Genomic DNA, 21,000 nt, shown 5'->3' with positions numbered 1-21,000 from the left:
CGGGCCTCAGCCCGCCGCGGTGCCGCACCCCAGGGTGCTCTTGATCTCCAGGTACTCCTGGAACCCGGCGTCGCTCCATTCCCGGCCATTGCCGCTGCGCTTATAGCCGCCGAACGGCGCGTTCATGTCGAAGGCGTGGTTGATGGTCACCCACCCGGCCCGGATCCGCCGGGCCACCGCACGCGCGGTATCCGCGTCGGCGCCGGAGACGTAGCCGGCCAGACCGTAGTCGGTGTCGTTGGCGATCTCCACCGCCTCGTCCACGTCGTCGTAGCCCAGGATGCACAGCACCGGCCCGAAGATCTCCTCGCGCGCGATCGTCATCTGGTTGTTCACGTGCGCAAAAACCGTCGGTTGGACGTAGTAGCCGGTGTCGAGGCCGTCCGGACGCCCCGCGCCGCCGGCGGCGACCGTCGCGCCTTCGGCGATGCCCTTCTCGATCAGACTCTGCACCTTCTCGAACTGCGTCCGGGAGGCCACCGGCCCGATGGCGCGCGCATCGTCGGGATCGCCCACCTTCACCTGTCCGGCCACCGCGTTGGCGATCGCGATCGCCTCGTCCATTCGCGAGTTCGGCACCAGCATGCGCGACGGCGCATTGCAGCTCTGCCCGGAGTTGACCATCATGTTCACCACGCCGGCGGTGACGCTGTCGACGAACGCGTCGTCGTCGAGCACGATGTTGGGACTCTTCCCACCGAGCTCCTGCGTCACCCGTTTCACCGTGGGCGCGGCGTTCTCGGCCACCGAGACCCCGGCCCGGGTCGACCCGGTGAACGACACCATGTCGATGTCGGGGTGCTGCGCCAGGGCCACCCCCACGCCGGGGCCGTCGCCGTTGACCATGTTGTACACCCCGCCCGGAACGCCTGCGGCGGCCATGATCTCGGTGAAGATGTAGGCGGAGAACGGCGCCACCTCCGAGGGCTTCAGCACCATGGTGCAGCCGGTGGCCAACGCCGGATAGACCTTCACCGCGATCTGGTTCAGCGGCCAGTTCCACGGGGTGATCAGCCCGCACACGCCGATCGGCTCCCGGGTCACCAGCGTGTCACCGCGCTGTTCTTCGAAGGAGAAATTCTTCAGCGCGTCGATGGCGGTGAGCATGTGGCCGATGCCCAGCTGCACCTGAGCTCCGGCGGCCAACGCCGGCGGAGCCCCCATCTCCTCGTGCACCGCGTCGGCGAGATCGGCGCTGCGGCGCTGGTATTCGGCCAGGATCGCCTGCAGCAGATCCAGCCGCTCGGTGCGGCTGGTCTGCGACCAGCTCGGGAAGGCCCGGCGGGCCGCGTCGACCGCGCGGTCGACGTCGGCGGACGAACCCAGTGAGATCGTGCCGCAGCGCTGCTCGGTAGTGGGGTTCTCCACGTCGAAGGTCTTCGGCTCGGCCGGGTCCACCCATTGCCCGTCGATGTAGAACTTGAGGTATTGGCGCATCACTACTCTCCTTCGACTACTGGGTTTGCTCGGGCTGAGGTCGGCCGGCGTGCGCCAGACCGAAGCTGTAACGGATGTGGTCGGCGTGACCGTCGGGCACCACCGGGAAGATCACCGGGGCACCGACATCCCGGATCTCGTCGATCCGTTCGCCGACCTGGTCGATGGTCCACGACGGCTGGTACACGCCGGGACTTTCGGCCACCACCGCCCGGGCCACCCGGCCGGCCAGCGCGATCAGCACTTCGCCGGTGACCGAACAGGATTCGTGCGCAAGCCAGCCCACCACGGGTGCGACCAGCTCCGGTTGCATCGGCGGATAGCCGGAGGTGTCGATGCCCTCGGCCATCCGCGTCACCGCCGCCGGAACCACGACATTGCACCGGACCCCGGCGGGTGCGCCCTCCAGAGCCGCAACGTTGCTCAGCCCGACCACGCCGGCCTTTGCGGCCGCATAGTTGGCCACGCCGCAGTTGCCGTAGAGGCCACCGATCGAGGAGGTCAGCACGATGCGACCGTAGCCCGCATCGCACATCACCGGGAAGGCCGGGCGCACGACATGGAACGCGCCCCGCAGGTGCACGTCGAGGACGGCGTCGAAATCCTGGTAGCTCATCTGCCGCAATGAGCCGCGGCGGACGTTGCCGGCGTTGTGGATCAGCACGTCGAGCCGGCCGTAGTGCTCGATTGCGGCGGCGATGATGTCCTGCCCGCCTTGCGGTGTCGCGACCGAGGCGGTGCACGCGATCGCGTCGCCGCCGGCCGCCCGGATCTCCTCGGCTACCTCCTCGGCCGCCTCGACCCGCACGCCGTCACCGGTGAGATCGGCGCCGGTGTCATTGACGACGACGCGGGCGCCCCGCTCGGCCAGCAGTTGCGCGTAGGCGCGCCCCAGCCCCCGCCCGGCACCGGTCACGACGGCGACGCGGCCGTCGAAACCGGGCTCGTGAGGTCTGCTCAAGCGAACGGTTCCTCGCCGGCGAGCTTGGTCCGGTGCAGCATCCGGCCCGAGGCGGGATCGTAGGGGCGGGCCCGGTGCAGCGTCCCGGTGTTGTCCCACATGACCAGGTCCCCGACCGACCACTGGTGCCGGTAGACGAACTGCGGATGGGTGGCCCAGTCGCGCAGCCGGACGAGGGTTTTGGTGCTCTCGGAGTACTCCATCCCGACGATGTGGCTGGCAGTGCAGCCCAGGATCAGCGACTTGCGCCCGGAGCGGTGCGTCCAGACCAGCGGCAGCTCGCACTGGCCGATCGCCATCATCTGTCGCAGCGTAGCGGCTGCCGGCTCGGGGTCGTAGTACAACAGTGAGTTCCACGCCGAGTGCATCGCCCGCAGCGAAGCCAGCTGCTGCTTGTCCTCCTCGGGCAGCGCATCGTAGGCGGCGTAGGTGTTGCAGAACTCGGTGTCACCGCCGCCGCCGGCCGGCAGCACCTTGCTCGAGAGTAACGACGCGAGGATCGGCACCTCGTTCATCGTGCCGTCCAGGTGCCAGTAGAAGGAGCCTTTAAGGTAATCGGCCTGCTTGTTGACATTGGTGTCCAAGGTGACGTCGTAGACGGCCTCCCCGTCCCGCTCGGGTGCCAGTGTGCCCAGCGTTTCGGTGAAGGCGATCTGTTCGGCGTCGGTGAACCCGATCTGCGGGAACACCAGCACGCCGCGCTGTTCGAGAAGCTCGCGGATCGCCCCGGCATAGTCGCCGGACAGCAGCGCTTCCTTGTCGGCGCGGACCTCGGTGGCGATGTGCTCGGTGAGGTCCCGTGTCGGCAACGTGGTCGTGGTCTTCGATGTCACTGCAGTTCCATACCTTTCAGGTCGCCCGCCTCGCGCCAGTGCTTCAACAGATCATCGAAGGCGTAGAAGCCCGGTGAGTACACCTCGCCCAGGAACGAGCGGCTGGCGTCGCCGAATCCCCGGCCCTCGTTGTTGTAATAGCCGGGCGTGCACGACAAGTCGAACGCCGAATTGTCGAACGCCAACTCCCGGATGGTGTTCACCCAGGCGTCCTGCCCCTCCTGACTGGGCTCGACGACCGTCGCTCCCCGTTTGAGAGCCTCGGCGATGATGTAGGCGATGTGCTCGGCCTGCTGCTCGAACATCGCGGTGGTGTTGGCAGACACGCCGCCCTGGATGAAACCGGTGTGGAACTGGTTGGGGAACCCGCGGCTGGTCATCCCATGCAGGGTCTGGAACCCGTCGCGCCAGTGGTCGAACAGCGATACCCCGTCGCGGCCCTCGATGACGTCCATCGCGTACCGACGGCTGATCTCCGTGGAGATCTCGAAGCCACTGGCGAAGATGACGCAGTCGACCTCGTACTCGACCCCGCCCGCGACAATGCCCCTTTCCGTAAGTCTTTCGATGCCCTTGGATTCAGCCACGTCGACCAGCGTGACGTTGGGCCGGTTGAACGCGGGCAGGTAGGTGTCGCTGGAGGTCGGGCGCTTGCACATGAACCGGTAGTACGGCTTGAGCGCCTCGGCGGTCTGCGGATCCTCGACGATGTCGGCGATCCTGCGCCGGAGCCGCTCCATGATCCTGTAGTCCTCCTCCTCCCGCATCGCCATGATCTCCTCGACGCCCAGCGCCGTCGGGTCGGGACTGGCGCCGATGCGAGCGGTCAGGTTGCGGCCCAACTCGGTCCAGAAGTCGCACACCATATCGGGGGCGTCGAACACCACGCCCTCGAACGGCGACCAGCGATGAAAGTTGCGCTTGCGTTCGGCCTGCCAACCCGGCTGCAGCGACGCGGCCCACTGCGGGTCGGTGGGCTCATTGCCCCGGAAGTCCACCGATGACGGTGTTCGCTGGAAAACGTAGAGCTGCTTGGCATCCCGCCCCAGGTGCGGGACCAGCTGCACACCGGTCGCGCCGGTCCCGACCAGTGCCACGCGCTTGTCGGCCAGCTTGTCCAACCCACCATTGGCGTCACCGCCGGTGTAGTCGTAATCCCAGCGGGCCGAGTGGAAGACATGGCCGCCCGCGGTCATGAAGTCCTTGATGCCTGCGATACCGGGCAACTTGGGCCGGTTGTAGGAGCCCTGCGCCATCACCACGAAACGCGCCCGCAGGTCGTCGCCCCGGTTCGTCGTCAGCCGCCAGCGCTTGATCTCCTCGTCCCAGCGGACGGTACGTACCTGGGTCGAGAAGATCGCCCCGTCATAGAGGCCGAAGTGCTTTCCGATGTTCTGGCAGTGCTGAAAGATCTCGGCGCCGTCGGCGAACTTCTTGGACGGAATGAAGTCGAGCTCTTCGAGCATCGGGATATAACAGTAGGCGTCATTGTCGCACTGGATTCCGGGGAAGCGGTTCCAGTACCAGACGCCGCCGAAGTCACCGGCCATCTCGATGACCCGCACCTCGGCCACGCCGGCCTTCTTCAGGTAGGCGCCGGCCAGCAGTCCGGCGATGCCACCGCCGAGGACCACGACCTCGATGTCGGCATCGATGGGTTCGCGCGGAGTCACCGCGGTGTGCGGATCGACCTCGGCGAACTCCACGAAATCATCTTTGAGTTCAAGGTACTGACTCGAACCGTCGGAGCGAATGCGTTTAGCCCGTTCGGCGGCGTACTTGCGCCGCAGTGCTTCGATGTCGACGTCGTCCGGCGTCTGGGTCGGCGGGCAGTCGGTCATCGGTGGTTTCCTGTCGGGAGTTCTCGGGGCGCGCCGGCCCCCATATACTTCGCCAACTGGTGGTGCAGGTTGACGATGGCGCGTTCCCGATACGGGTTGGGCCTGGCGCCTTGGTAGCCAAGCGATTTCATACCCTGCTGAACCGCGGCCATGTTGGAGAAATCCTGCGGCAGCACCGAACGCCAGCCCGGATCGCCCACCGGGGTGTACTCCCATTGTGTCTGCGGCTCTTCGCCTTTTCCGAACAGCTCGAAGACCGAGACCTCGAAGATGCATTTGTCGGGGTTGTAGCTGGGGTGCGGCCGAGCGCTGTAACACAGTGCGCTGGTGAGGCCCTGGCCGATCTGGAAATTCGGGAAGATCTGCCACGCGGTGCCGGCCTGGCCGAGCACGTCGGCCGGGATCGTCGGCCAGATGACGCCGCGGGCCTCGTCGTCGCGGCGTGCCGAGGCCAGCCAGTGTTCGAGGACCTTGTCGGCCGGGGTGCCCTCGGGAAGCTCGTCGACCAGCCGCTTGGCCGCGTTCACCAGGGTCGCCGTGGTGGTGGCGTTGGTCTCCTCCATGGTGTAGATCTGCATCTCCGCGGTCGACACCCGGGGGTCGGCGCCGGTGCCCAGCCGGATCTTGGACTTGGTGGTCTCCAGGTCGTCGGGAGCGTCGTAACCGATGTTGCTGTGCTTGCCCTGCACTTTGGCCCAGCCCTTGAATTCGCCGAACTTGTTGAACTCCGGATGGGTCGTATAGACGTGGTAGGTCTCGTTGAAGGCCTCCATGGCGACCTTCCAGTTGCAGTCGAATTCCAGCCACTTGCGCCACTTGTAGCGCATGTTCTCCAGGCCGAACGGGTCGAGGATCTTGGCCGCCGGGAACAGGTAGTCGGCCAACGATTCGCAGTCGGGATCCATGTTGATCCACACCCAGCCGCCCCAGGTGTCGACGCGCACCGGTCGCAGATGGGTGTTCTCCGGTGTCAGCGCGCCCTGCCAGTCGTCCTGTTCGCGGATGTGGGTGCACGCGCCGTCCAGGCTGTAGGTCCAGCCGTGGAAGCCGCAGACGAACGACTTGCGGGTGCGCGCGCAGGCGTTCTTCGCCCCGGCGGGGGTGTCGACCAGTCGGCGACCGCGGTGCATGCAGACGTTGTGGTGGGCTCGAAAAGAGTCCGAGCCCGAGTTCGACCCGGTGCGCACCACGATGATCGAGTCGTCGAGGATGTCGTAGGTGAGGTAGCTGCCCACCTCCGCCAGCTCCTCGACCCGCCCGACCTGCAGCCAGACCTTGCGCCACAACTTGTCCCGCTCGGCGCGGGCGTAGTCGCCACACGTGTAGGCCTCGACGCCGATGGTCATCGGTTGCGAGAGTTCTTCGGCCGCTTGTGGATCGGTCATCACATCCTCCTCATCGCCGCGCGGAAGGTTTCGTCCTTGAGGAACAGCGAGGTGTTGTCGGCGGCGAGGTGGCTCCATTTGAGGTCGAGCCCGCCGTCGACCAGCAGCGTCTGCCCGGTGATGTAACTGGACAGCTCGGACAGCAGAAACAGGATCGGGCCGGCCTGCTCCTCGGGCCGCCCGCGGCGCCCCATCGCGATCGCCTGCCGGTCGCGGTCGGGATCGTCGTCGACATAGGTCCCGGACGCCGCCGTCTCGGTGACCCCGGGGGCCACCGCGTTGACCCGGATTCTCGCCGCGGCGAGCTCGAGCGCCATGGTGCGGGTCATCGCGACCACGGCGGCTTTGGCGGTGCCGTAGGCGATATGGAACGGCGCGGTGTTCATACCGCTGATCGAGGAGATCGACACGATCGAGCCCGGTCGCTGCCGGGACACCAGCTCGGCGGCGACCGCGCGGCTCATGAAGAACGCCGTTTCGAGGTTGTGCGCGAAGATCTCCCGCCACTCCGAGCGCGCCACCCGGGTAGCGGGCATCCAGGTCGACGGCGCGGCGCCACCTGCGACGTTGACCAGGCCGTAGAGCTCACCGTCGGCGCGGCGTGCCGCATCGAGCACCGCGGCGATGCCCTCGTCGGTGGCGGCGTCGGCGGCCACCGGCAGCACCGGCAGGCCCTGGGCGGCCAGCGGCGCGACGTGTTCGTCAAGGTTGTCCGTCGAGCGGCTCACCGCGATCACCGTGGCTCCGGCGCGTGCCGCCATCGCGGTGATCGTCGTGCCGATGCCCCCGCCACCGGCTCCCGACACCACGATGACGCGACCTTCAAGGCCCAGGAGGTCCACGTGGCCCAGGAGGCTGGAGTGATCCGCCATGACCCGCTTTCTCCTGGCACCGACCGCAGATCCGCACGCACCCGGCGGTCTCAGGCACCGGATATGCGGATTTGTCCGGACAACATACGTGATTCTTCGTTCTGAAGAACACTATTCCGCAGCAGTGTGCGCGTAGTCAAGGGCGCCAGCGGGCCACCCGGCGGTTTTATTGTCTGGACTAACGCCGTCCGCGAGCCGCTGCCGGCCGGCGCTGCGCCCGTCGTCTCGCTGAGCGCGCGGCAAAACATCGGACGTAACCGCCGCACCGGCGACTACGATCGTTGGCTACATGGACCTTTAGGAGATTGAAGTGCCGTCCGGTCAACGCCGGGGCCGTTGGTCTGGGGTCCCACTGGAAGACCGTCACGCCCTACGCCGTGACGAATTCATCGCCGCCGGCGTGCAACTGCTCGGCGCCGAAAGCGGGCCCACACTCACCATCCGGTCGGTCTGCCGCGCAGCCGCGCTGACCGAACGCTATTTCTACGAAAGCTTCGCCGACCGTGATGAGTTTGTGCGCGCGGTGTACGACGACGTGTGTGGGCGGGCCATGGCGGCACTGCTGTCGGCCCACACGCCGCGCGAAGCCGTGGAAGGCTTCGTCGCCTTGATGGTCGACGACCCGGTGCGCGGTCGGGTGCTCCTGTTGGCCCCAGAGAGTGAGCCGGTGCTGACCCACTCCGGGGCGCGCTGGATGCCCAACTTCATCGAGATGCTGCAGCGCAAACTCACCCGGATCGCCGATCCCGCGGTGCAGAATATGGTGGCGACCGGGCTGATCGGCGCCCTGACCGCGTTGTTCACCGCCTATCTCAACGGGCGGCTCGCGGCCAGCCGCACGCAGTTCATCGACTTCTGCGTCGACATGCTGCTCAATACCGGCCGGCCCGATGATGCCGATGTGTGACACAACACAGGCTTGCGAAACTTGCTGCTACCGACATACACAGATATATTGCCTGCAACTAGCGGACACAGATACTCAGGAGCTGTTATGACGCGTGAGTGGACCGACCTGGAGTTACTGCACGAACTCGAGCCGGTCGTCGAGAACGCGGTCAACCGCCACTTCTCCATGACCAAGGACTGGAATCCCCACGACTACGTGCCGTGGTCGGAGGGCAAGAACTACTACGCCCTCGGCGGCCAGGACTGGGACCCCGAGCAGTCGAAGCTGTCCGAGGTCGCCCGCACCGCGATGATCCAGAACCTGCTGACCGAGGACAACCTGCCCTCGTATCACCGCGAGATCGCGATGAACTTCACCATGGACGCCCCCTGGGGCACTTGGGTCAACCGGTGGACCGCCGAGGAGAACCGGCACGGCATCGCGCTGCGGGACTACCTCGTCGTCACCCGCAACTGCGACCCGATCGAACTGGAAACCTTGCGGATGGAGACCGTCAACCGCGGCTTCAGCCCTGGGCAGAACCACCAAGTCTCCGGCGACCTGTTCGCCCAGAGCCTGTTCGACTCGGTCGTCTACGTGACCTTCCAGGAGCTGGCCACCCGGATCTCGCACCGCAACACCGGCCGGGCCTGCAATGATCCGGTCGCCGACCAGCTGCTGGCCCGCATCTCGGCCGACGAGAACCTGCACATGATCTTCTACCGCGACATCAGCGCGGTCGGCTTCGACATCGCCCCGGAACAGGCGATGTACTCGCTGCACCGGGTGCTGGCCAACTTCCAGATGCCCGGCTACGTGGTGCCCGAATTCCGCCGGAAGGCGGTCATCATCGCCGTCGGCGGCGTCTACGACCCGCGCATCCACCTCGACGACGTGGTGATGCCGGTGCTGAAGAAGTGGCGCATCCTCGAGCGCGACTTCACCGGCGAGGCCGCCCGCTACCAGGACGAGATCGGCAAGATCGTCACCGAGCTGGAAGAGACGTGCGATAAGTTCGAGGTGGCCAAGCAGCGCCGGCTCGAGCGGGAGGCCAAAGTGGCCGAGAAGCGCGCCGCCAAGGCCTCCACGAAGGTGCTGGAGCCATCAGCGCCGTAGCCGACGTGGCAGCGCGGCCTGCGCTGCGGATCGGTTCGATCGAACTCGCCAGCCCCGTGGTGCTGGCCCCGATGGCCGGTGTCACCAACGTCGCATTCCGCACGCTCTGTCGCGAGCTGGAGCAGTCCCGGGCCGGAACGGTCAGCGGACTGTACGTGTGCGAGATGGTGACTGCCCGGGCGCTCGTCGAACGCCACCCGGCCACTTTGCACATGACGACGTTCGCGCCCGAGGAGTGCCCCCGCTCGCTGCAGCTCTACACCGTCGACCCGGACACCACCTACGCCGCGGCCAAGATGATCGCCGACGAAGGCTTGGCCGATCACATCGACATGAACTTCGGCTGCCCGGTGCCCAAGGTGACGCGACTGGGCGGCGGGTCGGCGCTGCCCTACAAGCGCCGGCTGTTCGGCAACATCGTCGCGGCGGCGGTTCGCGGCACCGACGGCACCGACATCCCGGTGACCGTGAAGTTCCGGATCGGCATCGACGACGCCACCCACACCCATCTCGACGCCGGGCGGATCGCGGAATCCGAGGGCGCCGCGGCGGTGGCCCTGCACGCCCGTACCGCGGCCCAGCGCTACTCCGGCACGGCCGACTGGGAGCAGATCGCCGCGCTCAAAGCCCAGGTGCGCTCGATCCCGGTGCTCGGCAACGGGGACATCTTCGAAGCCGGTGACGCGCTGGCCATGATGGCGGCCACCGGCTGCGACGGCGTCGTCATCGGCCGGGGTTGTCTGGGGCGGCCCTGGCTGTTCGCCGAGCTGTCCGCGGCCTTCGCCGCCCGCCCGGTCCCCACCCCGCCCACGCTGGGCGAGGTCGCCGATGTCATCCGCCGCCACGGCGAGTTGCTGGCCTCGCATTTCGGCGAGGACAAAGGCATGCGGGAGATCCGCAAGCACGTCGCCTGGTACCTGCACGGCTTTCCGGCCGGATCGGAGTTGCGCCGCGCGATGGCCATGGTCACCACGCTGGCCGAACTCGACGTACTGCTCGAGCAGCTCGACGGGGCGGTCCCGTTCCCGGCGGCCGCGACCGGGCCCCGCGGCCGACAGGGCTCACCGGCCAAGGTCGCGCTGCCCGACGGCTGGCTGGCCGATCCAGACGATTGCGCGGTGCCGGACGGGGCGGACATTATGCACTCGGGTGGCTGAAATGAGACGTTCTCGACATCGCGTGTCTGGAAACTTCTCAGTAGAATAAGTAGTTTGTTGTCCCAGGTGGGGTTGTCCCCTGCGGGGGCGGAACAGGTACGGAGACTCAACGGTGATCATCCGTGCCGCGCTGACGTGCGATCGACGCCGTCAGTCCCGAAGACTCGGAGGCCCGTGAGGACATGAGTGACGGCGACAACGCCACTCCGGGCCGCTGGGCGCCAGACGGCCGAGACGACGGGACTCATCAGCTGCTGACGATGGCGGCACCCGGTCCCGCACCGTGGGAGCGGTGGCAGAGCCCCGCCCAGGACGCCGCCCCGGCCCCGCGTCGTCCGGTCGCGTCGCGCCGCCGCAGCGGCGGTGACGGCTCGGTGAGTGTCGCGGACCTGATCGCCAAGGTCAACGGCGGCGTTCCGCCCTCTGGCGGCCGCAGCCGGCGTCGTGCCGCCCCGGAGCCGGAAGAAGACCTGACGCCCGAAGAGCGGGAAGACGAATCCACGCCGGAGCCAGCAGCCGAATCCCGGCCGGCCTTCGACGTCGTGGACGCACCGGATTTCGAGGCCCTGGAGGACTCAGCGGCCTTGGAAGCCACCGACATCGCGAAGGTGGCCTATCCCTCGGAGCTGCCCGACCTCGACCTGATTCACGGCACGCAGCCCGACGGCGCGGCCGAGCCCGATTGGGCGCACTGGGACGGATTCGAGCCCACCACCGAACTGCCGGACGTGGCACGCGAGATCCTGCGCATCGACCCGCCGGGCGGCGATTACGAAGCCGAGGTCGCCGGCGACGAACCGCCCCCGCACAAGACCCGCCGTCGGGCCATGGTGGCCGGCCGGATGGTGGCGGCCATGATGGCGGTCCTCGCCCTGGTGCTGACCGGTTCGGCCTGGGAGTGGAGCACGTCGAAGAACCGCAGCCTCAACCACGTCAACGCGCTGGACCCCAACTCACAGGACATCCTCGACGCGGCCGGTCAGTACGGCGACGAGAACTTCCTGATCGTGGGCGCGGACACCCGCGCCGGCGCCAACAGCCAGGTCGGCGCGGGCACCACCGCGGACGCCGAGGGCGCCCGATCCGACACGATCATGCTGGTCAACATCCCGGCCGACCGCCGACGCGTGGTGGTGGTGTCCTTCCCGCGCGACCTGGCGATCACGCCGATCAAGTGTGATGTCTGGAATCCCGAGACCGGTACCTACGGCTCGATCTACGACGCGGATACCGGCACCTACAGCGCCGAGACGGTCTACACCGAGACGAAGCTGAACTCGACGTATGCCTTCGGCGGGCCGAAGTGTCTGGTCAAGGAGATCCAGAAGCTCTCCGGGCTGGCGGTCAACCGGTTCATGGCCGTCGATTTCGTGGGCTTCGGCAAGATGGTCGACGCGCTGGGCGGCGTCGAGGTGTGCACCACCAGCCCGCTCTACGACCTCGAGTTGGGCAGCGTTCTGGAGCACAGCGGACGCCAGCGGATCAATGGGGGGACCGCGCTGAGCTACGTGCGGGCCCGCAACGTCACCACCGAGGACAACGGCGACTACGGCCGCATCAAACGCCAGCAGCTGTTCCTCTCGTCGCTGCTGCGCTCGCTGATCTCCACGAACACGTTCTTCTCGCCGACCAAGCTCAACAACGTCGTCAACATGTTCATCGGCGACAGCTACGTGGACAACGTCAAGACCAAGGACCTGGTCAACCTCGGGCAGTCGCTGCAGAAGGTGTCCGCCGGGCACATCACCTTCGTCACCGTGCCGACCAGCGAAACCGACGAGAACGGCGACGAGGTCCCGCGGATGGACGACATGCGGGCATTGTTCGACGCCATCATCAACGACGACCCGCTGCCCGGCGAGAACGACCACAACGCCACGGCGGTCTCGACCACCACGGCCAACCCCACCACGCAGTCCCCCGCCCAGTCCTCGGCGACCCCGGCCGGGCCGGCCGCCAAGCCGCCGAGCGAGCAGGTGCCAGCGGTCGCCACTGCCCCCGGCGACGTCACCGTGCGGGTGTCCAACGCCACCGACGTCTCCGGCCTGGCCGCCTCCACTTCTGAAGGCCTGCAGCGGTGGGGTTTCGACGTCGACAGCGCCGACGACTACCCGGGTACGGTCAAGGCCACCAAAGTGCTGTTCTCCCCCGGCAACGAGCAGGCCGCCGCCACCGTGGCTTCGGCCTTGTCGGGCGCGCCGATCGAACGGGTCACCGGCTTGGGCAGCATCGTGCGCGTGGTCCTGGGGTCGGACTTCCGTAGCGTCACCAAGCCGGCCGCCACCGGCGCCCAGCTGAACGTGCAGCTCAACCGCGGCGCCAGCGTCGAGCCGACCGAGCTTCCCGACGATCTGACGGTCACCAACGCAGCCGACACCACCTGCGAGTGATCGCCGCGGCGGCTGCCGGAGCGAGGCCATCGGGCGCGAGCCCAGGTTAGTCTTGAGGGCATGCGTACCGCCTACCATGAGCAGCTCTCGGACCTCGCCGAACAGCTCGGCACCATGTGCGGCCTGGCAGGAAAGGCCATGGAACGTGCCACGCAGGCGCTCTTGCAGGCCGACCTCGTGGTGGCCGAGCAGGTGATCAGCGACCACGAGAAGATCGCCGCGATGAGCGCCCGCGCCGAGGAGAGCGCCTTCGTGCTGCTGGCGTTGCAGGCGCCGGTCGCCGGAGACCTCCGGGCCATCGTGAGCTCCATCCAGATGGTCGCCGACATCGACCGGATGGGCGCGTTGGCCCTGCACGTCGCCAAGATCGCCCGCCGCCGGCATCCGCAACACGCACTGCCGGAAGAGGTCAACGGATACTTCGCCGAAATGGGCCGGGTGGCAGTCGATTTGGGCAACAGCGCTCAAGAGGTGCTGCTGTCCCGCGACCCGGAGAAGGCCGCCCGGATTCGCGAGGAAGACGACGCGATGGACGACCTGCACCGGCATCTGTTCTCGGTGATGATGGACAAGGAATGGCGACACGGAGTGGCGGCGGCCGTCGACGTGACCCTGCTCGGCCGGTTCTACGAGCGGTTCGCCGACCACACCGTCGAGGTCGCCCGCCGGGTGATCTTCCAGGCCACCGGCAAGTTCCCGGACGAGAACACCCTGCCCTCACCCGAATAGAGCGGCTAGCGCCCGCCCGGTGTATGCATATCCTGTTAGTCTTCTCCACAGCCCGTGCCGTACCCGAATTTGTGGTTTCGCGGCCGGGCCGATCCGGTGATACAGCGGGTGTGTTCATCAACCCTGACTTCGACCGAAAGGCCCCGAGATGAAACTGAACGGTTACGGTGCGGCATTGGGAATCCTGGCTACCAGCACGCTGGCATTGTCCGGCTGCGGCAGCGACAGCAACACCACTTCCCACGGCAGCGCCTCCTCCGGAAGTTCCTCGGCCAGCAGCGACTGCGGCGGCGCCAGCACGTTGAAAGCGAGTGGATCGACGGCCCAGCAGAATGCGATGGCCAGGTTCGTCAAGGCGTTCATCGCGGAATGCGCCGACCAGACGGTGAACTACACGGCCAACGGGTCAGGCGCCGGTATCCGCGAATTCGTCGGCGGCCAGACCGATTTCGCGGGCTCTGACGTGCCGCTCAAGCCCGAGGAGGCCGCCGAGGCGGAGCAGCGCTGTAAGTCCCCGGCGTGGAACCTTCCGGTGGTTTTCGGCCCGATTGCCATCACCTACAACGTCGCCGGTGTCGACGACCTGATCCTCGACGGCCCGACGGCGGCAAAGATCTTCAACGGCGCGATCACCAGTTGGGATGACCCGGCGCTCAAGGCCCTCAACCCCGACGCCGCACTGCCCGCCGCGCCCATCCATGTGGTGTTCCGCAGTGACGAATCCGGTACCACCGACAACTTCCAGCAGTACCTGGACGGCGCATCGGACGGTGCGTGGGGCAAGGGCGCCGGCAAGACGTTCAACGGCGGCGTCGGCGAAGGCGCCAAGGGCAATGACGGTACCGCCGGCGCGATCAGCACGACCGACGGTGCGATCACCTACAACGAGTGGTCGTTCGCCCAGGCCAAGGATCTGCGGACCGCGAAGATCGTCACGTCCGCCGGCCCGGATCCCGTCGCGATCAGCACCGAATCGGTCGGCAAGACGATCGCCGGGGCCACCATCGCAGGTCAGGGCAACGACCTGGTGCTGGACACCGCGTCGTTCTACAAGCCGAGCCAGGCCGGTTCGTACCCGATCGTGCTGGCAACCTACGAGGTGGTCTGCTCGAAGTACCCCGATGCCGAAGTGGGCACCGCCGTGCGGATGTTTTTGAAGTCGACCATCGGGCCCGGGCAGTTCGGTTTGGATGAGAACGGATACGTGCCGATCCCGGACGCTTTCAAGCCGCGCTTGTCAACCGCCGTCGACGCCATCGAGTGACCGTTCGTCAACGGTCACCTCGGGATGGAGGCCGTTTTCGCCGGACTGACGACAACTCGAACTCGTCGTTACCCGAAGTGGCCGGCAGGACGAGCGGGTCCCTGGGGGAACGGATCTTTCGGGCGATCGCGGTGGCGGCCGGTTCGACGGTCGTCGTCGCGATCGCTCTGATCGCTGTCTTCCTGCTGATTCGCGCCGTGCCCTCACTGCGCGCGAACACCGCGAATTTCTTCACCGCCGCCACTTTCAGCACCGGCGGCGCCGGCGGTCTGGCGTTCGGGATCCGGGACCTGCTGATGGTGACGGTATTGAGCTCGCTGCTCGCGTTGGCGCTGGCGGTGCCGGTCTCGGTCAGCATCGCGGTATTCATCACCCGGTATGCGCCGCGCCAACTGTCGCGGCCGTTCGGCGTGATGATCGACCTGTTGGCGGCGGTCCCGTCCATCATCTTCGGGCTGTGGGGGATCTTCGTGCTGGCGCCGATGCTGTATCCGGTGGCGCGATTCCTCAACAATCATCTGGGCTGGCTGCCCCTGTTCGCCAAGGGCAACGTGTCCCTGGCCGGCGGCGGCACGATTTTCACCGGCGGAATCGTCCTGGCGGTGATGATCCTGCCGATCATCACCTCGGTAGCCCGCGAAGTGTTCCGACAGACGCCGACCGCACACATCGAGGCGGCCCAGGCACTGGGCGCCACCCGGTGGGAGGTGGTGCGGATAGCAGTGCTGCCCTACGGTCGCAGCGGCGTCATCGCCGCGTCGATGCTGGGGCTGGGCCGTGCCCTGGGCGAGACGATCGCCATGCTGATCATCCTGCGCGCGGCGCCGCGCCCCGGGAATTGGTCGCTATTCGACGGCGGGTACACGTTCGCCTCCAAAATCGCCTCCGCCGCCTCCGAGTTCAGCGCCCCCCTGCCGACCGGCGCCTACATCGCCGCGGGCTTCGCCCTGTTTGTCCTAACATTCGTCGTCAACGCCGCCGCCCGCGCGGTGGCCGGAGGCAAGGTCAACGGATGAGCACCCCCGCACTGGAAAGGCCGGCCAAGGTCCGCGAGGCCAGCCACATCAGCCTGCAGCGCCGGATCAAAGACCGATTTGCCGCGCTGATATTCCTGGTCTCGTTCGCCATCGCGACCGTGCCGCTGATCTGGCTGCTGTGGGTGGTGATCGCGCGCGGCTGGCGGGCCATCGTCCACACATCCTGGTGGACCCACTCGCTGCGCGGCGTATTGCCCGATGAGTTGGCGGGCGGGGTCTATCACGCGTTGTACGGAACGCTGGTGCAGGCCGGGGTGGCGGCCCTGCTGGCGGTACCGCTCGGCCTGATGACCGCGGTCTACTTGGTCGAGTACGGATCCGGCCGGTGGGCCCGGCTGACCACGTTCATGGTCGACGTGCTCGCCGGAGTGCCCTCCATCGTGGCGTCGTTGTTCGTCTTCAGTCTGTGGATCGCCACCCTGGGTTTCGAGCAGAGCGCGTTCGCCGTGTCCCTGGCCCTGGTCCTGCTGATGCTGCCCATCGTGGTGCGATCCACCGAGGAGATGCTCCGACTGGTCCCCGACGAGCTGCGCGAGGCCAGCTACGCGTTGGGCGTGCCGAAGTGGAAAACGATCATCCGGATCGTGATTCCGACCGCCTTGTCCGGGATCGTGTCCGGAACCTTTCTTGCCCTGGCCCGCGTCGTCGGTGAGACCGCGCCGGTGCTGGTTCTGGTCGGCTACAGCCGCTCGATCAACTACGACATCCTGCACAACAACATGGCCTCACTACCGTTGCTGATCTACAGCGAGCTGGCCAACCCCGAAGCCGCCGGCCACGCCCGGGTATGGGGTGCGGCGCTGACCTTGATCCTGGTCGTCGCGTTCAGCGCCGTGCTGGCGGCGGTGGCGACCCGGCTCACCTCGGTCCGGCAGCGCTAACCGACCCGCCTACCGCGGTGGTCACCGGTTCGCTATGAGCCGGGGACCAGCTTGACCACCCGGTTGTTGCCGCGGTCAGCCACGAACAACCCGCCGTCGGCGTCGACCACCACCTGCAACGGAGTGTTGAGGCCGCTGAACGGCAGCTTGGTCTGGTTGTTGGTGCCGGCGTCCAGTTTCAACACCTTGTGGTTCTCGTGGTTGGTGACGTAGACGTTGTCGCTGCGATCCACCGAGACGCCCCACGGTGAGGCCAGTTCGGTGAACGGCAGGTCCGTCTGGGCGTCCGACCCGGCGTTCAGGCGCACCACCCGGTCATTGTCGGTGTCGGTGACGTAGACGTTCCCCGCGCTGTCGACGGCGACATCGTCCGGGTTACGCAACCCGGTGAAGGGCAGCACGACCTGCGCGGCGGACCCGGCCGGCAATTTGAGCACCCTGTTGTTGCCGCGGTCGGCGACGTAGACGCTGCCCTGGGGATCCACCGTCACGCCCTCGGGGTAGTTGAGGCCCGCGAATGGCAGTTCGGTCTGCTCGCCGGTGTCCACCACCAACTTCACCACTCGGTTGTTGAAGTCGCTGACGTACACCGAACCGTCGGCAGCGACGGCCACCCCCTGCGGCTCATAAAGGCCGGTGAACGGCAGCACTTCCGGGCTGTTCGATCCCGGCGCCAGTTTCAGCACCCGGCCGTACATGCTCTGATTGGTGATGTAGAGGTTGTCATTGCGGTCCAGCGCCAGGCCCCCCGGGGAGAGCCGAAAACTCAGCCCCTCCAACGGCACAACGCTCTGCCCGTTCGCCGAGGCCACCTGAGCCGGACTCGACTCGCGAGTGAGCGCGTATCCGCCGGCCAGGCCCACGACGGCCAGCACCGCCGCGGCTGCCGCGGCAGGCAGCAGCCACTTGGGTCGGCTCTTGCGCCGGGCCGCCGGGGCCAGCGACTGGCGCTGGAACCCAGCGGGTGCCGGATGACGTTCGGGTGCCGGCCGCTCCCGCCACGAGTCGTCGGCCACCACCGGACGGGCCATGGTCGGGTCGAATTCGCCGGTGTGACCGGGTTGCCCGCGGAAACCACCCGAGGGCCGATCGGATCTGCCGGCGACCGCGATACCGGCGACGCTGACCGCACGGTTGGCTTCCTCGCCCTGCCGCACGATCATGGCGGCCCGATGCTGCTCCGCCACGGTCAGCGCGTCGTGCGCCGCGTGAGCCAGATCGCCGGCGCTGCTGTAGCGGTCCCACGGGTTTTTCGCCATGCCTCGGGCGATCACCTGGTCCAGGGCGATGGGCACGACGCCCGGCCGCAGCTGGCTGGGCCGCGGCGGGGGCTCCATCAGGTGGGCGGTGATCAGCCGCTCGACGCTGTTGGACCGGTACGGCGGCAGCCCGGTCAGGCACTCGTTGAGCACACAGGCCAGCGAATAGATGTCGGAGCGGTAGGTGACCTCCTCAGCGCCGAACCGTTCCGGGGCCATGTAGTTGTAGGTGCCCACCGTGGTACCGGTCTGGGTGATGCCGGGATCGCTGGCGGCGCGCGCGATCCCGAAGTCGACAAGGTAGGCGAAATCGCGGTGGGTGATCAGAATGTTCTCGGGTTTGACGTCGCGGTGCGTCACCCCGTTGTCGTGGGCGGCGTCGAGCGCGGCGGCCACCTGATCGATGATCGCCACCGCTCGGGCCGGATTCAGCGGGCCGGTCCGCCGCAGCACGGCGGCCAGATCCTCCCCGTCGACCAGCTGCATCGCGACGAACATCTGCCCGTCGATCTCGCCGTAATCGAAAATGGGAATCACATGGGGTTCCCTGAGCTGGCCGGCGGCATCGGCCTCTCGTTGCATGCGGGCCCGAAATAGCGGATTCCCCGACAACGGCGGCGAGATCAGCTTCAGCGCAACCGACCGACGCTTGCGGGTGTCTTCGGCTTCGTAGACCTCACCCATTCCGCCACGACCAAGCAGCCGCAGCAGCCGATAGGGGCCGAATTGGGTTCCTACCAGCGAGTTCGCCTCACGACTGTCCACAACACTCCCTTCACCCGGTGACATCAGCGGCACCGACGCGACTTGCTCTCTGCAGGGCACCTGCAGTCACCGTCCCGATGAAGGGCAGGTTAACTAAAGGTTACAGGTCGACCTTAAGGAATGGCTACTTTCCAGGTCAGAAATAAATTCAGAAGAACCACGAATTCATTTCAATAAAAGGCATGCGCAGACCACCGGTCGCACGAAGACCGGTCGGCTATTGGATCGCGTCGATCGCCGTCCGCAATTTTGATCGGAACGTGTCCGGCAACGGGATGTAGCCGTACTGATCCAAATCCTCCTGGCCGGCACCGATCGCCGCGTTCATGAATGCCTTGACCGCCTGCGCAGTAGCGGAGTTCGGGTATGTCGAGCAGACGATCTCGTAGGTCACCAGCACAATCGGGTAGGCCCCGGCCTCCGTCGGCCGGTAGAACGACGAGGTGTCGACGACCAGGTCGTTGCCCTCGCCGATGAACTTGGCCCCGGCAATGGTTTTCTCCACCGAGTCGGTGGAGATCGCCACCGGTTCCGGGCCCGCCGAGGTGATGATTCGGGCCATTTTCAACTGCCGCCCGACCGCAAAAGACCATTCGTTATAGGTGATCGCACCCTCGGTGCCGCGGAGCAGCGCGGAACTGCCGTCATTCCCGGTAGCGCCGACACCGACACCGCCCTTGAAGGATTTACCGGCGCCCTTGCCCCAGGCACCGTCGGACGCGGCGTCGAGATACTTCTGGAAATTGTCGGTGGTGCCGGACGAGTCAGCGCGGAACAACACGTGGATCGGCTCGGCCGGCAGCGAGACACTCTTGTTGAGCGCCGCCACCGCAGGGTCGTTCCACGTGGTGATGCTGCCGTTGAAGATCTTGGCCAGCGTCGGCCCGTCCAGATTGAGCTCACCGACACCGCTGACGTTGTACGTGACCGCGATCGGACCGAAGACCGTGGGCAGATGCCAGGCCGGCGATCCACAGCGGGCGCCCACCCGTTGCGGCTCGCCCGTCGAGGGGTCCAAGGGTGAGTCGGACCCGGCCAGCTCGGTGTGGCCGCTGGCGAACTGCGCCACCCCCTGGCCGGATCCGTTGGACCGGTAATCCAGCGTGTACTCCGGACAGGCCCGAATGTAGGCGTAGACGAACTGCTCTATCGCGTGAGCCTGCGCGGTCGACCCGCTGGCGAGCAGCTTCTTCTTGCCGCCGCACTGCACCGGTATGTCCGAAGCGGAGTCCGAGGACGCCGAGCTGCCGCAGCCGGCGACCAGCAGAAGGCCCGTCATCAGCAGACTCAACGCGACGACGAAACGATTGGACTTCACAGCATCCCTCCCGGCGGTGCAGCTCACCACACAGTAGTCGTTCTTGCTGGCAAAAAAACCGGATAGATGCGCAATGGTTCGCCGGGGTTCACCCGAAGCGACCTGAGATGTAGTCCTCGGTCTCGCGACGGCTCGGGTTGGAGAAGATCTTCTCGGTGCCGTCGATCTCGATCAGCCGGCCGGGCTTGCCCACCGCCTCGAGGTTGAAAAACGCGGTCTGGTCACTGACCCGGGCCGCCTGCTGCATGTTGTGCGTGACGATGACGATGGTGTAGTCCTGCTTCAGCTTGGCGATCAGCTCCTCGATCGCCATCGTGGAGATGGGGTCCAACGCCGAACAGGGTTCGTCCATCAAGAGCACATCGGGCTGCACCGCGATGGCCCGGGCGATGCACAATCGCTGCTGCTGACCGCCGGACAGCCCGCCGCCGGGCTTGTCCAGCCGGTCTTTCACCTCGTTCCACAGGTTGGCGCCGCGCAGCGAGTGCTCCGCGGTCTCGTCGAGCAACCGGCGGTTGCGGACACCCTGCAATTTCAGCCCGGCCACCACGTTGTCCCGGATCGACATCGTCGGGAACGGGTTCGGACGTTGGAACACCATGCCGATGGCTTTACGCACCCCGACCGGATCGATCGCCGAACCGTAGATGTCCTCGCCGTCGAGCAGCACCGATCCATCGACCCGCGCACCGGAGATGACCTCATGCATCCGGTTCAGGGTGCGCAACACCGTCGACTTACCGCATCCGGACGGCCCGATGAACGCGGTGACACTGCGCGGCGCGACCGACAGCGTTACGTCGGCGACAGCATGGAAGGCCCCGTAATAGATGTTGAGATCGGTCAGGTCCAACCTTTTAGCCACC

General features: G+C 66.8%; 17 protein-coding genes. 8 read left to right on the top strand and 9 right to left on the bottom strand.

The genetic code is table 11. From position 1 onward, the window contains the following. Window positions 1-6 precede the first annotated feature (6 nt). The 6 genes from A5771_RS06140 to A5771_RS06115 are packed head-to-tail and all read right to left on the bottom strand — an operon-like array spanning window position 7 to window position 7,329. Window positions 7-1,437 carry an aldehyde dehydrogenase family protein gene (locus A5771_RS06140; RefSeq protein ID WP_064854309.1) on the bottom strand — a complete coding sequence of 477 codons (1,431 nt, stop codon included), beginning with the start codon at window positions 1,435-1,437 and terminating at the stop codon, window positions 7-9. A 16-nt stretch (window positions 1,438-1,453) separates the two neighbouring features. After that, window positions 1,454-2,398 carry an SDR family NAD(P)-dependent oxidoreductase gene (locus A5771_RS06135; RefSeq protein ID WP_064854308.1) on the bottom strand — a complete coding sequence of 315 codons (945 nt, stop codon included), beginning with the start codon at window positions 2,396-2,398 and terminating at the stop codon, window positions 1,454-1,456. Next, window positions 2,395-3,231, bottom strand: a complete 837-nt coding sequence (locus A5771_RS06130) for a TauD/TfdA dioxygenase family protein (RefSeq protein WP_064854307.1) — start codon at window positions 3,229-3,231, stop codon at window positions 2,395-2,397. Before A5771_RS06130 ends, A5771_RS06135 begins: the two co-directional genes overlap by 4 nt. Beyond that, window positions 3,228-5,072: a flavin-containing monooxygenase gene (locus A5771_RS06125; protein ID WP_064854306.1), complete on the bottom strand. Its 1,845-nt coding sequence runs from the start codon at window positions 5,070-5,072 to the stop codon at window positions 3,228-3,230. Before A5771_RS06125 ends, A5771_RS06130 begins: the two co-directional genes overlap by 4 nt. Continuing rightward, a complete protein-coding gene (locus A5771_RS06120) occupies window positions 5,069-6,457 on the bottom strand; it encodes an aromatic ring-hydroxylating oxygenase subunit alpha (RefSeq protein ID WP_064854305.1) in 1,389 nt (462 codons plus the stop codon). Before A5771_RS06120 ends, A5771_RS06125 begins: the two co-directional genes overlap by 4 nt. Beyond that, window positions 6,457-7,329: an SDR family NAD(P)-dependent oxidoreductase gene (locus tag A5771_RS06115; RefSeq protein WP_064854304.1), complete on the bottom strand. Its 873-nt coding sequence runs from the start codon at window positions 7,327-7,329 to the stop codon at window positions 6,457-6,459. Before A5771_RS06115 ends, A5771_RS06120 begins: the two co-directional genes overlap by 1 nt. A gap of 310 nt (window positions 7,330-7,639) precedes the next feature. On the opposite strand from A5771_RS06115, the gene A5771_RS06110 reads away from it, so the two are divergent. The 8 genes from A5771_RS06110 (at window position 7,640) to pstA (ending at window position 16,792) form a co-directional block, all read left to right on the top strand. Further along, on the top strand, window positions 7,640-8,236 hold the full coding sequence (locus A5771_RS06110) for a TetR/AcrR family transcriptional regulator (protein ID WP_064854303.1): 597 nt from the start codon (window positions 7,640-7,642) through the stop codon (window positions 8,234-8,236). Between the two features lie 87 nt (window positions 8,237-8,323). After that, on the top strand, window positions 8,324-9,334 hold the full coding sequence (locus A5771_RS06105; RefSeq protein WP_064854302.1) for an acyl-ACP desaturase: 1,011 nt from the start codon (window positions 8,324-8,326) through the stop codon (window positions 9,332-9,334). A gap of 5 nt (window positions 9,335-9,339) precedes the next feature. After that, complete coding sequence (gene dusB / locus A5771_RS06100; protein ID WP_267887460.1) at window positions 9,340-10,491, top strand: tRNA dihydrouridine synthase DusB; 1,152 nt, start codon at window positions 9,340-9,342, stop codon at window positions 10,489-10,491. A 182-nt stretch (window positions 10,492-10,673) separates the two neighbouring features. Beyond that, a complete protein-coding gene (locus A5771_RS06095; RefSeq protein ID WP_064854301.1) occupies window positions 10,674-12,881 on the top strand; it encodes an LCP family protein in 2,208 nt (735 codons plus the stop codon). Window positions 12,882-12,941: 60 nt separating this feature from the next. Then, window positions 12,942-13,610, top strand: a complete 669-nt coding sequence (gene phoU, locus A5771_RS06090; protein WP_064854300.1) for a phosphate signaling complex protein PhoU — start codon at window positions 12,942-12,944, stop codon at window positions 13,608-13,610. Window positions 13,611-13,758: 148 nt separating this feature from the next. Next, a complete protein-coding gene (gene pstS / locus A5771_RS06085) occupies window positions 13,759-14,874 on the top strand; it encodes a phosphate ABC transporter substrate-binding protein PstS (protein WP_064854299.1) in 1,116 nt (371 codons plus the stop codon). A 77-nt stretch (window positions 14,875-14,951) separates the two neighbouring features. Beyond that, window positions 14,952-15,890 (top strand): phosphate ABC transporter permease subunit PstC, encoded by a 939-nt coding sequence (gene pstC, locus A5771_RS06080; RefSeq protein ID WP_064854298.1) that lies wholly within the window; start codon window positions 14,952-14,954, stop codon window positions 15,888-15,890. Then, the gene (gene pstA, locus A5771_RS06075; protein WP_064854297.1) at window positions 15,887-16,792 is read left to right on the top strand and encodes a phosphate ABC transporter permease PstA; all 906 of its coding nucleotides are present in this window, start codon (window positions 15,887-15,889) and stop codon (window positions 16,790-16,792) included. The genes pstC and pstA overlap by 4 nt, the downstream gene beginning before the upstream one ends. A 32-nt stretch (window positions 16,793-16,824) precedes the next feature. Here pstA and A5771_RS06070 read toward each other — a convergent pair whose 3' ends face one another. From A5771_RS06070 to pstB, 3 genes are all read right to left on the bottom strand, one after another. Continuing rightward, complete coding sequence (locus A5771_RS06070) at window positions 16,825-18,840, bottom strand: serine/threonine-protein kinase PknD (RefSeq protein WP_064854296.1); 2,016 nt, start codon at window positions 18,838-18,840, stop codon at window positions 16,825-16,827. Window positions 18,841-19,033: 193 nt separating this feature from the next. Continuing rightward, entirely contained in the window at window positions 19,034-20,134 is a 1,101-nt protein-coding gene (pstS, locus tag A5771_RS06065; RefSeq protein ID WP_207545393.1) for a phosphate ABC transporter substrate-binding protein PstS, read from the bottom strand. 88 nt (window positions 20,135-20,222) lie between these two features. Then, window positions 20,223-20,999, bottom strand: a complete 777-nt coding sequence (gene pstB, locus A5771_RS06060) for a phosphate ABC transporter ATP-binding protein PstB (RefSeq protein ID WP_064854295.1) — start codon at window positions 20,997-20,999, stop codon at window positions 20,223-20,225. Between the last annotated feature and the right edge of the window lies 1 nt (window position 21,000).

Source organism: Mycolicibacter sinensis (assembly GCF_001667375.1).
In the GTDB taxonomy this organism is placed as follows: Bacteria; Actinomycetota; Actinomycetes; order Mycobacteriales; family Mycobacteriaceae; genus Mycobacterium; species Mycobacterium sinense_A.
Note: the sequence above shows the minus strand (reverse complement) of the source record. Positions and strands in the feature narration are given on the sequence as shown.

Excerpts from the sequence above, each read along its gene's own strand:
- pstA (WP_064854297.1), top strand. The coding sequence starts at position 15,887 with ATGAGCACCCCCGCACTGGAAAGGCCGGCCAAGGTCCGCGAGGCCAGC.
- A5771_RS06120 (WP_064854305.1), bottom strand. The coding sequence starts at position 6,457 with ATGACCGATCCACAAGCGGCCGAAGAACTCTCGCAACCGATGACCATC.
- A5771_RS06115 (WP_064854304.1), bottom strand. The coding sequence starts at position 7,329 with ATGGCGGATCACTCCAGCCTCCTGGGCCACGTGGACCTCCTGGGCCTT.
- A5771_RS06095 (WP_064854301.1), top strand. The coding sequence starts at position 10,674 with ATGAGTGACGGCGACAACGCCACTCCGGGCCGCTGGGCGCCAGACGGC.
- A5771_RS06070 (WP_064854296.1), bottom strand. The coding sequence starts at position 18,840 with ATGTCACCGGGTGAAGGGAGTGTTGTGGACAGTCGTGAGGCGAACTCG.
- pstS (WP_064854299.1), top strand. The coding sequence starts at position 13,759 with ATGAAACTGAACGGTTACGGTGCGGCATTGGGAATCCTGGCTACCAGC.
- A5771_RS06125 (WP_064854306.1), bottom strand. The coding sequence starts at position 5,072 with ATGACCGACTGCCCGCCGACCCAGACGCCGGACGACGTCGACATCGAA.
- A5771_RS06140 (WP_064854309.1), bottom strand. The coding sequence starts at position 1,437 with ATGCGCCAATACCTCAAGTTCTACATCGACGGGCAATGGGTGGACCCG.
- phoU (WP_064854300.1), top strand. The coding sequence starts at position 12,942 with ATGCGTACCGCCTACCATGAGCAGCTCTCGGACCTCGCCGAACAGCTC.
- A5771_RS06105 (WP_064854302.1), top strand. The coding sequence starts at position 8,324 with ATGACGCGTGAGTGGACCGACCTGGAGTTACTGCACGAACTCGAGCCG.